Below are 12,458 nucleotides of genomic sequence, written 5' to 3'. Positions count from 1 at the left end.
TCAACCTCTGCACAATAGTGGGGGAGGGCAGGGAATAGCCAGCGCCACTCCCGGATAGTCATAATTTAGGCGGGCATCCTGCTCAACGAATATCGTCCGGAAGGTGGAGGGCGGCGCATGATTCTGTGACGCCGTCGATGAATGTGCGGGTGGATAAACAACATGACCCCGAAAACCGGGGCCATCCGTCTTGCCACATTGCGCCTGTTTCTGCCGGGTGGCGGCTGGCGCCTGACCCGGCCTGGCGACGGCATTCGTCCCCCAGGCCGGGCAAGCGCAGCGCCGCCGGGCAGTATCAGCGCGTTAGCGCGTCTCGACGTTCGCCAGGTAGTGCTTCACAAATCGCGGCGTCAGGATTTTCCACTCCACTTCGGTACCCTGTTTAACAAACCAGCTGTCGCCCGGCGCAAAGCGCTGCGGCTCGCCGCCAGCGACGGTCAGCTCCACTTCGCCTTCCAGCACGGTGGCGTGTTCGGTAAACGGATAGGTCATGGTAAAGCTCCCCTCAGTGGACGAAAACAGTCCGCAGGTAAAGGCATCCTGCGGCTCGCCGTAGATCATCGCCCCGGCCACCTGCGGGTCGCCGGCGGTCGGCGTCGCGCCGAGCAGGCTGACGCTGCCGATTGGCTGCAGGTCGGGCACCGGGTGTTTAAGTTTAAAAGCGTGCATAGCGTTCTCCTGGTTAACTCCGGCCTTTCCAGAAACCGGCGGTTTGATGCATCAGTTTTCCGGCGGTGACTAATAGCAAGCGCAGGCTGTCACGGCCGTGGATGGTCGCGTGGGGGATGCTGCTCAGCAGACGATAGCGGTCGGAACCGCCGTTGATCCCTTCGGCGAGGATTTTGCACACGATGTGCGACGGGGTGACGCCGAAGCCGGAGTACCCCTGGACGTAAAAGACGTTGTTGTGATCGCGTAGGGTGCCGATCTGCGGGAACAGATTGGCGCTACAGGCCATCGGCCCGCCCCAGGCGAAATCGATCTTCACATCCTTCAAATAGGGGAAGACCTCCGCCAGCAGGGTGCGGTTCCAGGCGGCGAAATCGTTCGGCGTATACTCCACAAAGCGGGTGGCGCTGCCGAACAGCAGGCGGTTTTCCCGGGTGACGCGGTAATAATTAATCACCGGGCGAATATCGCTGAAGGCGCCGCGCAGCGGGCTGATGCGCTCGATCAGTTCATCGGAGAGCGGCTCGGTCGATACCTGGTAGGAGTAGGTGACCAGCGTTTTGTTGTAGATCTCCGGCTCCATATTGTTGAGAAAGCTGTCGCAGGCCCACAGCAGTTTGGCGGCTTTGACGCTGCCCATCGCGGTCCGTACCCGCACCTGTTTGCCGTAATTCACTTCCACCACCGGCGAGGATTCGAAGATCTTCACCCCCAGCGAATGGGCGGCCTGCGCCGAGCCGAGGAGCATATTGAGCGAATGGATCTGCCCGCCGCCCATATGTTTCAGCGCGCCGCAGTAGACCTCGGAGCCGACCACCTGCTGCACTTCTTTCCCGGTATACAGTTCGATATCTTCATCCGGGGTGGCGGCCTTAAACTCTTTCTCCCACTGGCGCAGCGTTTTGAGCTGCCGCTGGTTATAGGCGAGGTAGCCGTAGCCGGGGACGAAATCGGCGTCGATGTTGTATTTGCGGATGCGCTCGCGAATGATGCCTGCGCCGAGGTTGGCGATTTTAAACAGCGTCTCCAGCCCCTCTTTGCCGACGTGCTTTTTTACCGCTTCGATATCGTGACCGATACCGGCCATCACCTGGCCGCCGTTGCGCCCGGTGCCGCCGTAGCCGAGATGGCGCGCTTCCAGCACCACCACGTTGGTGATGCCCTGTTCCGCCAGCTCAAGGGCGGTGTTAATGCCGGAGAAGCCGCCGCCGATAATCACCACGTCGGCTTCAATATCTTCCCGCAGCGCCGGAAAATGGAGGTGGTATTTCTTCGTCGCGCCGTAGTAGTTCAGCGCATCGATTTTGATGTTCATCGCGTTACCCTGTGGTCTTGCCTCGCTCAAGTTCCTCATCACAGCACGCCGCGCGGGCGTTGAATATCGTCCGGAAGAATGACGTTCTTTAGAACGATGGGCGGCGGCGGGAAGCCGTGCTGTGATGGGCCAACGTTGCTGAAAAGACGGGTACTGACGATGAGCGAGATAACCTTACTGGCGGAAGTGACCGCCTTTTTACGCCAGCCGCACGGGCAGTTTATCGCCGGTCAACGTGAGGCGGGCCGCGGCGCGCCGTTTGCAGTGATCAACCCGGCCACCGGGCGGGCGATCGCCGAGGTCACCGCGGCGGATAGCGACCAGGCGGACCGCGCGGTAGAGAGCGCCCGCCAGGCGTTTAGTCAGTGGCGCGAAATGCCGACGCTGGCGCGCGGAACCTTGCTGCTGAAGCTGGCGGATGCCCTGGCTGAGCATCGCGAAGCGCTGGCGCAGCTGGAAAGTCTCTGCTCCGGTAAGACCATCACGCTGGCACGCATGTTAGAGCTGGATCAATCGGTCGCGTTCCTGCGCTACTTCGCCGGCTGGGCGGGGAAAGTCACCGGTGAAACGCTGGATGTCTCGCTGCCATCGATGGCCGGGGAGAAATATACCGCCTTTACCCGCCGCCAGCCGCTGGGGGTGGTGGTGGGCATCGTGCCGTGGAACTTCTCCATCATGATTGCCATCTGGAAGCTGGCGGCGGCCCTGGTCTGCGGCTGCACCATCGTCCTCAAGCCGAGTGAGTATACGCCGCTGACGCTGCTGCGCGTGGCGGAGCTGGCGAAAGCGGTGGGTATTCCGGACGGGGTGATTAACGTGGTCAACGGCGCCGGCGGCGAGATTGCTCAGCGGCTGATTACCCATCCGGCCTGCGCCAAGGTGAGCTTCACCGGCTCGGTGGCCACCGGCGAGAAAGTCCAGCAGTCGGCTGGCGCTTTCGGTAAACGGGTGACCCTTGAGCTGGGGGGCAAAAACGCCGCGCTGTTTCTTGACGACCTGACGCCGGAGGCGATGGTCAACGGCATTCTTGAAGCCGGCTACCTGAACCAGGGGCAGATTTGCGCCGCCGCGGAGCGCTTTTATCTGCCGCAGGGCAAACTGGATGCGGTGCTGGCGCTGCTGAAAGAAAGACTCAGCGCCTTCGCGCCGGGATCGCCGCTGGATGAGCGCACGCTGATGGGGCCGCTGGCCAACCGCCAGCAGCATGAAAAAGTATTGCGGCTCATTCAGACCGCACGCGACGAGGGCGATACCATCGTCTGCGGCGGCGAAGCCCTGCCGGGGGAGGGCTATTTCCTGCAGCCGACGGCGGTCAAAGTGCGCAGTGAAGAGAGCACCCTGATGCGCGAGGAGACCTTCGGCCCGGTGTGCAGCTTTATCGGCTATCACAGTGAAGACGAGGCGCTGGCGCGGATGAATGCCTCGCCGTATGGCCTGGCGGCCAGCGTCTGGTCGGATAATATTCGCCTGGCGCTGCGCTACTCGGAGGCGATAGACGCCGGCATCGTGTGGGTCAATATGCATACCTTCCTCGACCCGGCGGTGCCGTTTGGCGGCATGAAGGGCTCGGGCATCGGGCGCGAATTCGGCAGCGCGTTTATCGATGACTACACGGAGCTGAAGTCAGTAATGGTGCGCTATTAACCGCCGTTCAGCGACATAGCGCCGGCATTTGTCGTTTTGCGCCAGATGGGCGACACATCCTGCGCCTTCTGGCCCTGAAACCGGGAGGAGGCACTGCCTCGCTTCCGGGACTCTTTTCCCGTCACGGAGCCTTTCTTCCCCCCGTTATCCGCCATTGCCGTAAAAAATTAGCAGATTATCTTTTTTGCCCGCCAGGGCTTGTCTGACACTAGATAATGCGTATAGTTCTCATTCTCTTTTTTATTTGCATATCAGGCAAGGTTCGAGCTGCGCCAGTGAGTCGTTCACAAAGAGTCGCGAAGGCGTAGGGTGACGTAAAGACAGCAGGCTGGAAACACACAATATCGGCCGCTGCGCGTCCATCGGGTCATTGATTTTTTATAGGGTTGATCCAATGAAATACACACTTCCGGCGTTGACGCTGGCCATCAGCGCGGCGTTAAGCGGCTGCGCGACGCATCCTTCCTCTGCCGTTTCCCAACCGGTTATCGACTCTCCAGCCCCTAACGTGGCGCAACCGCTGCAGCGCCAGCTAGCGGAAGGGCTGTACGAGATGGCGCTAAGCCCGCAGGGTGATGCGCTGTACGTCGCCAGCGCCGAAGGCTTTAAACATGTGCAGGGTGGGGCGGTCTACACACTGGATCCGCAAACCCTCAACACCATCGGCCTGACGCATACCGATCTGAAAAACTTCGCTTTACAGCTCTCTGCGGAGGGTAAAACGCTTTATGTCAGCAATTCGCTGGACGGCGGCATCAGCGCTATCGACACCGCTACCGGCAAGGTCAAAAACCGCCTGCTGTTCAGCGAGCGCAATGAAAAAGGTCGCCCTTATGGGGCCCGTCAGCTGCTGTTGCTGAATAATACTCTCTACGTTGGCGCGGTCGCCGACCCGGCGCAAATCTGGGTGGTTGACGCCACTACCCTGAAGCTGAAAACGCGGATTAAAAATACCGGTAAATGGATGACCGGCCTGCACTACTCCGCGCAAACCGGTCGCGTGTACGCCGCTAACGGCAGCGGTGAAATTCTGGTGATCAACCCGCGTAACCAACGCATTGAACAGCGCTGGAAGCCGCTGGGCGACAAGCCGGCGCTGCTCCTTAATATGGCCGAAGATAGCGACACCGGCCGTCTGTTCGTGACCGACAACTCGAAAGCGAAAACCACTCTGGTGCTGGATATCCACAGCGGCAAGCTGCTTAAACAGCTCGACGTCGGCGATTCGCTGGCGGTGCAGTTCAATAAGAAACGCCACGAAATTTATATTTCACAGCGTGAATCCGGCAAGGTCATCAGCCTTGACGCCAGCCGCTACACGCTGAAGAAAAGCTGGGCGCTGCCGGCCAATCCCAACAGCCTGCTGCTTTCCGCCGATGGTCAGACGCTGTTTGTCACCGTCAAACAGCCCTTCAATAAAGACCACTCCACTAAAGGCCCGGACAGCGTCGTACGTATCGACCTGAACGCGCAATAAAAATAACGGGTCCGGCGACGGGCCCTTTGATTCATTTATCCTCATCCATGGGGCAAATTATGCACACCACGCACTATTCATCCTTCCCGCTGCGTAAAACGCTGCTGGCCTTAGCCATCGGCGCCGCCAGTCAAACGGCGATGGCCGCGGACGCTGCCGCCGCGAAGCAGCCTGGCGAAGAGACCCTCATCGTCGAGGCTAACGAAACCAGCGATTTTAAATCCGGCGGCGACCTGGTGGTTCCGGCATTCCTCGACGGGCAGATCGCCCACGGCGGTCGTCTGGGGATGCTTGGCGAACAAAAGGCGATGGACGTTCCTTTTAACGTTATCGGCTATACCTCGAAACTGATTCAGGATCAGCAGGCGAAAACCATCGCCGATGTCGTCAGTAACGACGCTTGCGTGCAGGCCGTACAGGGCTACGGCAACTTCGCCGAGACCTATCGAATCCGCGGGTTTAAGCTCGATGGCGACGACATGACCATGGGCGGCCTGGCGGGCGTGGTGCCGCGTCAGGTGATGGACACCCAGATGCTGGAGCGCGTTGAAATTTTCAAAGGGGCTAACAGCCTGCTTAACGGCGCGGCCAGCAGCGGCGTCGGCGGGATGATTAACCTCGAGCCGAAGCGGGCGGAAGATCTGCCGACCGCACGCGTTGGCGTCGACTATACCTCTGATTCTCAGGTGGGCGGCACCCTCGACCTGGGGCGCCGTTTCGGCGACAACAACCAGTTCGGCGCCCGGGTCAACCTGGTGCACCGCGAGGGTGAAGGCGCTATCGATAATGATAAACGCCGTACCACGCTGGCTTCGCTGGGGCTTGATTACCGCGGCGACCGTTTCCGCTCCTCGCTCGATTTCGGCTATCAGAAGAAAACGTTCCACGGCGGTACGATGGGCGTCAATATCAGCGGCGTGGATTTCGTTCCGGCGCTGCCGGACAACAGCAAAAACTACAGCCAGAAGTGGGGCTATAGCGATATTGAAAGCGAGTTCGGCATGGCGAAGGCAGAATATGACCTGACCGATAGCTGGACGGTATACAGCGCCCTCGGCGGCCAGCATTCGCATGAAATTGGTACCTACAGCGCGCCGAAGCTTCTGAATAAAAACGGCGATGCGACGGTGGGCCGCCTGGATACTAACCGCATTATCGACGCGATCAGCGGCATGGGCGGGGTACGCGGCGATTTCAATACCGGCGCGATTTCGCATAAGGTGAACCTCGGCTATGCGGCGCAGGTGCATACCGATGCGACCGCCTGGCGGATGTCGGCCAGAAACCCGACCACTAATATCTATGACAACCATGATGTGGCGATGCCGGATAACGCCTATTTTGGCGGCAACTACCACGATCCGCTGGTCACCTCGCGCAGCCGTACGCAGGGCTGGCTGCTGAGTGATACCCTCGGCTTCTTTAACGATAAAGTGCTGTTTACCGCCGCTGCTCGTCATCAGAAAGTGGTTGTGCGCAACTACAGCAACGCCACCGGGCTGGAAGATACCTCTTCGCGTTATACCCAAAGCCGCTGGATGCCGACGTTTGGCCTGGTGTACAAGCCGTGGGAGCAGCTGTCGCTGTATGCTAACCATACCGAAGCGCTGCAGCCGGGCTCTGTGGCGCCGACGACGGCGGCCAATGCCGGGCAGAGTACCGGGATCGCGCACTCGAAGCAGGACGAAGTGGGCGTCAAGATCGACTACGGTACGATCGGCGGATCGCTGGCGCTGTTTGAAATCAAAAAACCGAACGCTATTTCCGATACCGCTGGCAATTACGGCCTCGACGGCGAGCAGCGTAACCGCGGCGTAGAGATGAACGTCTTCGGCGAGCCGATGCTGGGGCTGCGTCTTAACGCCAGTACGGTGTGGCTGGATGCCAAACAAACTAAAACCGCTAAAGGCGCAACCGACGGTAAAGATGCCATCGGGGTGGCTAACTTCTACGCAGTGCTCGGCGCCGAGTATGATATCAAGCCGGTGGAAGGCCTGACCGCCACCGCGCGCGTCAATCATAGCGGGTCGCAGTATGCCGATGCGGCCAATACCAAGAAGCTGGATAGCTACACCACCCTGGATTTAGGCCTGCGCTATCGTATGCGCCTGAACGCCGACCAGAACGAAATGACCTGGCGCGTCGGGGTGACCAACGTGACCAACGAGAAGTACTGGTCTGGCATTGACGATACCGGTACCTATCTGTTCGAAGGCGATCCGCGTACCGTGCGCGTCTCAATGAGCTACGACTTCTGACGCTAAAAAAGCGGGGCGGGCGGCTGACGCTCGCCCCGCGCAACTTGCGACATCTTCCCCTAAGTGATAAAAGGTGCCCCTTCGCAAAAACACACAGGGGAACGACGTGAAAGACGCGTCAACGTCGTCGGATGCCGTAGAAGAGAGCGGCCCGACGCTTCATCGCGGTTTACAGAACCGACACATTCAACTTATCGCCCTTGGCGGCGCGATTGGCACCGGCCTGTTTCTCGGCATTGGTCCGGCGATTCAAATGGCTGGCCCGGCGGTCTTGCTGGGCTACGCGGTGGCCGGGATTGTCGCTTTTCTGATCATGCGCCAGCTGGGCGAAATGGTGGTGGAAGAGCCGGTATCCGGCTCCTTTGCCCACTTTGCCTACAAATATTGGGGCCCGTTCGCCGGCTTCCTGTCCGGCTGGAACTACTGGGTGATGTTCGTGCTGGTGGGAATGGCGGAGCTGACCGCCGCCGGGATCTACATGCAGTACTGGCTGCCCGACGTTCCGACCTGGATCTGGGCGGCGGCCTTCTTCCTCATTATTAACGCCGTCAACCTGGTCAACGTGCGCCTGTATGGCGAAGCGGAGTTCTGGTTCGCGCTGATAAAAGTGCTGGCGATTATCGGCATGATTGCCTTTGGCCTGTGGATGCTGTTTGGCGGCCACGGCGGCAGCAAGGCGGGTTTCGATAATCTGTGGAAGCACGGCGGTTTCTTCGCCACCGGCTGGCACGGTCTTATCCTGTCGCTGGCGGTGATCATGTTCTCCTTCGGCGGGCTGGAGCTTATCGGCATCACCGCCGCGGAAGCGCAAAATCCGGAAAAGAGCATTCCGAAAGCGGTCAACCAGGTGGTTTATCGTATCCTGCTGTTCTATATCGGTTCGCTGGTGGTGCTGCTGGCGCTCTACCCGTGGGTGGAGATCAAATCCGACAGCAGCCCGTTTGTGATGATTTTCCATCATCTCGACAGCAACCTGGTGGCGTCCGCGCTGAACTTCGTCATTCTGGTGGCTTCGCTGTCGGTGTATAACAGCGGCGTGTACTCCAACAGCCGGATGCTGTTCGGCCTGTCGGTGCAGGGCAATGCGCCGACGTTCCTCGCCCGCGTCAGCAAGCGCGGCGTGCCGGTGAACTCTCTGCTGCTCTCGGGGATTATCACCTCGCTGGTGGTGGTGCTGAACTACCTGCTGCCGCATGAAGCGCTGGGACTGCTGATGGCCCTGGTGGTGGCGACGCTGCTGCTGAACTGGATCATGATCTGTATGGCGCATCTGAAGTTCCGCGCCGCCCAGCGCCGCAAAGGGCGTGAGTCGAAGTTTAAAGCGCTGCTGGCGCCCGCCAGCAACTACTTCTGCATTGCTTTCCTTGGGCTGATTCTGGCGCTGATGTGCACGATCGACGGGATGCGCCTGTCGGCGATCCTGCTGCCGGTGTGGATCCTGTTCCTGTTTATCGCCTTCAAACTGCTGCGCCGCCCGGCGTAAGCGAGATGCCCCGCCGTCCGGCGGGGCTGCCTGCCTTTTTATTGTGATCCTCTTCGCAGGTGGCGCATTTGCCTGGCGATCTTCTTTTTGTAATCGATTACTTTTGTGTTGAGCGATTTTGTAATCGATTACTTTTCTGAGGGCGAGCAACATGGTCACAACAACAGAAGGTCGGGAAAGTGTCCGCGTGAGCCACCGTTTTCTGGTACCGCGGCTGTCGTTAATGATGTTTATGCAGTTCTTTATCTGGGGCAGCTGGTCGGTGACCCTGGGGCTGGTCATGACCCGCTATGAGATGTCATTGCTGATCGGCGACGCGTTCTCCGCCGGGCCGATCGCCTCCATCCTGTCTCCCTTTGTGCTGGGGATGCTGGTGGATCGCTTTTTCGCCTCGCAGAAGGTGATGGCGGTGATGCACCTGGCCGGGGCGGCGATCCTGTGGTTTGTCCCCCAGGCGCTGGTGGCGCAGAACGGCGCGCTGCTGATTGGCCTGCTGTTCGGCTATACGCTGTGCTACATGCCGACCCTGGCGCTGACCAACAATATCGCCTTCCACAGCCTGGCTAACGTCGATAAAACCTTTCCGGTGGTCCGCGTGTTCGGCACCATCGGCTGGATTATCGCCGGGATCTGCATCGGGGTGACCGGCATCTCTGACACCACCGGCATCTTCACCCTGGCGGCGCTCTGTTCGGTGGCGCTGGCGATCTACAGCCTGACGCTGCCCCACACCCCGGCGCCGGCCAAAGGCATGCCGGTTCAGTTTCGCGATCTGCTGTGCGCGGACGCCTTCGCGCTGCTGAAAACGCGCCATTTCCTGATTTTCTCCCTCTGCGCCACCTTAATTTCCGTGCCGTTAGGCACCTATTACGCCTATACCGCGTCGTATCTGGCGGATGCCGGCGTTAAGGATGTCAGCACCGCGATGTCCTTCGGCCAGATGTCAGAGATCGTCTTTATGCTGGTGATCCCGCTGCTGTTCCGTCGCCTCGGGGTGAAATACATGCTGCTTATCGGCATGGCGGCGTGGTTTGTGCGCTATGCCTTTTTCGCCCTCGGCGTCAGCGAAGAGGGGCGCTTCCTGCTCTATCTCGGCATTTTGCTGCACGGCGTGTGCTATGACTTTTTCTTTGTCGTCGGCTTTATCTATACCGACCGCGTGGCGGGCGAGAAGGTCAAAGGCCAGGCGCAGAGCATGATTGTGATGTTCACCTACGGGATCGGCATGCTGCTGGGCTCGCAGATTTCCGGCGCACTGTATAACCATCTGGTGGCCGGGCAGAGCGTGCCGCAGGCCTGGGTGACCTTCTGGTGGATCCCGGCGGTGGCCGCCGCGGTTATCGCGCTGATTTTCCTTTTCTCTTTCCAGTACAACGAGAAAGAGCCGCACTAATTTTTCAGGAGGGGGTATGAAAACGATTAAGGGACCGGGCATTTTTCTGGCGCAGTTTATCGGCCCGCAGGCGCCGTTCAACACGCTGGAGGGGGTGGCGCAGTGGGCCGCCGGCCTGGGGTACAAGGCATTGCAGATCCCCTGCAACCACCCGGCGATTTTCGATGTCGATCGGGCGGCGGCGAGCCAGACCTACTGCGACGAGGTCAGCGGTGTCCTGGCGGAGCATGGGCTGGCGATCAGCGAGCTGTCCACCCACCTTGAAGGACAGCTGGTGGCGGTGCATCCGGCGTATGACGCGGCGTTTGACGCCTTTGCTCCGGCGGCGCTGCATGGCGATCCGCAGGCGCGCCAGCGCTGGGCGGTGGCGAAGGTCAAGCAGGCGGCGGTGGCCTCCGGTCGCCTGGGGCTGAAGGCCCATGCGACCTTTTCCGGGGCGCTGGCATGGCCCTTTTTTTATCCATGGCCGCCGCATAATCAGCCGCTTCTGGATGAGGCCTTTGCCGAGCTGGCCCGGCGCTGGCGGCCGCTGCTGGACCTCTTCGACGAGCAGGGCGTCGATGTCTGCTACGAGATCCACCCCGGCGAAGACCTGCATGATGGCGTGACCTTTGAGCGTTTTCTCGCGCGGGTGGATAACCATCCGCGCTGCAATATGCTCTATGACCCGAGCCACCTGCATCTGCAGCAGATGGATTACCTGACCTATATCGATATCTATCATTCGCGTATTAAAGCGTTTCACGTCAAGGACGCCGAATTTCGCCGCAACGGGCGCAATGGCGTCTACGGCGGCTATCAGCCCTGGCAGCAGCGGGCTGGCCGTTTCCGCTCTCCCGGCGACGGGCAGATCGACTTCAAAGGGGTGTTCAGTAAGCTGACCGAATATGATTTTGACGGCTGGGCGGTGCTGGAGTGGGAGTGCTGCCTGAAGGACGCCGAGACCGGCGCGCGCGAGGGCAGCGAGTTTATTCGTCGCCATATCATTCCCGTTGCCGGGCGGGCCTTCGATGACTTTGCCGCCGGCGGGAGGGAATAATATGATTCAGGTCGCGATTATTGGGGCAGGGTTTATTGGTCCGGCGCATCTGGAGGCGCTGCGGCGGCTGGGGGATATCGAGGTGGTGGCGCTGTGCGACAGCAGCCTTGAGGCGGCGCAGCGCAAGGCGCGTGCGCTGAATATAGCCCATGCCTACGACAGCGTGGAGGCGCTGCTGGCCCATCCGGGGCTGCAGGTGGTGCATAACTGTACGCCGAACCATCTGCATGCCCAGATTAACCGGCAGATCCTCGCCGCCGGGCTGCACGTCTTCTCAGAAAAACCGCTGTGTATGACGGCGGAGGAGGCGCGGGAGCTGGTGACGCTTGCCGCCCGGGCCGGCGTGGTGCACGGCGTCAGCTTCGTCTATCGCCAGTTCGCCATGGTCCAGCAGGCGGCGGCGATGATCCGCCATGGCGATGTCGGCAGAATCTTCGCGGCGCACGGCGGCTATTTACAGGACTGGATGCTGCTGGAGACCGACTACAACTGGCGGGTTGATTCGGCGCAGGGCGGCGCGTCGCGGACGGTGGCCGACATCGGCTCCCACTGGTGCGATACCGTGCAGTTTATGACCGGTCGGCGGATTGTCGAGGTGATGGCGGATCTGTCTATCGTCTGGCCGACGCGTAAAGCGCCAGTGAATGGCAAAGCGACCTTCAGCGCCGTTCAAGAGGCGCAGGGATATGAAACCCGGCCTGTCGATACCGAAGACTTTGGCTCGGTGCTGTTGCGTTTTGACGATGGCAGCAAAGGCAGCTTTATGGTCTCTCAGGTGAGCGCCGGGCGGAAAAACCGTCTGGCGGTGGAGATTAACGGCAGCCGCTGTTCTCTGGCCTGGGATCAGGAAGTGCCCCAGCGGCTGTGGATTGGCCACCGCGAGCAGTCGGATCGGCGGCTCAGCGACGACCCCAGCCTGCTGCGGCCGGAGATCGCTGACAGCGCCCATTACCCCGGCGGCCATATTGAGGGCTGGCCGGACGCCTTTAAGAATATGATGGGCCATTTTTATCAGGCGGTGCGCGCCGGGAAGATGCCGGAGGCCGGGGCCCGGCGCTTCGCCGCTTTCGACGACGGCGCCGATGTGATGTACATCATCGAGGCGATCGTCAAAAGCCATCAGCAGCAGCGCTGGGTGAGCGTCGAACGCTGAATTCTGGCGGAGCGCAGGACGCGCGCC

9 protein-coding genes are annotated in these 12,458 nt (G+C 60.4%); 7 read left to right on the top strand and 2 right to left on the bottom strand.

Translation table 11 applies throughout. The annotated features are described in order from the left end of the window. Positions 1-303: 303 nt before the first annotated feature. On the bottom strand, positions 304-669 hold the full coding sequence (locus tag ACOI6Z_RS10715) for a cupin domain-containing protein (RefSeq protein ID WP_002892824.1): 366 nt from the start codon (positions 667-669) through the stop codon (positions 304-306). Between the two features lie 13 nt (positions 670-682). Continuing rightward, complete coding sequence (locus ACOI6Z_RS10710) at positions 683-1,984, bottom strand: NAD(P)/FAD-dependent oxidoreductase (RefSeq protein WP_023288715.1); 1,302 nt, start codon at positions 1,982-1,984, stop codon at positions 683-685. Between the two features lie 159 nt (positions 1,985-2,143). On the opposite strand from ACOI6Z_RS10710, the gene ACOI6Z_RS10705 reads away from it, so the two are divergent. From ACOI6Z_RS10705 to ACOI6Z_RS10675, 7 genes are all read left to right on the top strand, one after another. After that, positions 2,144-3,628, top strand: a complete 1,485-nt coding sequence (locus ACOI6Z_RS10705; RefSeq protein WP_064157852.1) for an aldehyde dehydrogenase family protein — start codon at positions 2,144-2,146, stop codon at positions 3,626-3,628. A 394-nt stretch (positions 3,629-4,022) separates the two neighbouring features. Continuing rightward, on the top strand, positions 4,023-5,105 hold the full coding sequence (locus ACOI6Z_RS10700) for a YncE family protein (protein WP_064157797.1): 1,083 nt from the start codon (positions 4,023-4,025) through the stop codon (positions 5,103-5,105). A 59-nt stretch (positions 5,106-5,164) separates the two neighbouring features. Then, the gene (locus ACOI6Z_RS10695; RefSeq protein ID WP_420687288.1) at positions 5,165-7,363 is read left to right on the top strand and encodes a TonB-dependent receptor; all 2,199 of its coding nucleotides are present in this window, start codon (positions 5,165-5,167) and stop codon (positions 7,361-7,363) included. A gap of 106 nt (positions 7,364-7,469) precedes the next feature. Further along, a complete protein-coding gene (gene pheP, locus ACOI6Z_RS10690) occupies positions 7,470-8,846 on the top strand; it encodes a phenylalanine transporter (RefSeq protein ID WP_023288717.1) in 1,377 nt (458 codons plus the stop codon). A 187-nt stretch (positions 8,847-9,033) separates the two neighbouring features. Then, the gene (locus ACOI6Z_RS10685) at positions 9,034-10,239 is read left to right on the top strand and encodes an MFS transporter (RefSeq protein WP_072096478.1); all 1,206 of its coding nucleotides are present in this window, start codon (positions 9,034-9,036) and stop codon (positions 10,237-10,239) included. 16 nt (positions 10,240-10,255) lie between these two features. Further along, entirely contained in the window at positions 10,256-11,278 is a 1,023-nt protein-coding gene (locus ACOI6Z_RS10680) for a sugar phosphate isomerase/epimerase family protein (RefSeq protein ID WP_130952886.1), read from the top strand. A 1-nt stretch (position 11,279) separates the two neighbouring features. Then, on the top strand, positions 11,280-12,431 hold the full coding sequence (locus ACOI6Z_RS10675) for a Gfo/Idh/MocA family protein (protein ID WP_130952887.1): 1,152 nt from the start codon (positions 11,280-11,282) through the stop codon (positions 12,429-12,431). Positions 12,432-12,458 lie beyond the last annotated feature (27 nt).

Source organism: Klebsiella sp. C239 (assembly GCF_048822715.1).
GTDB classification, from domain to species: Bacteria; Pseudomonadota; Gammaproteobacteria; order Enterobacterales; family Enterobacteriaceae; genus Klebsiella; species Klebsiella quasipneumoniae.
This window is presented reverse-complemented; position numbering and strand designations above follow the sequence as displayed.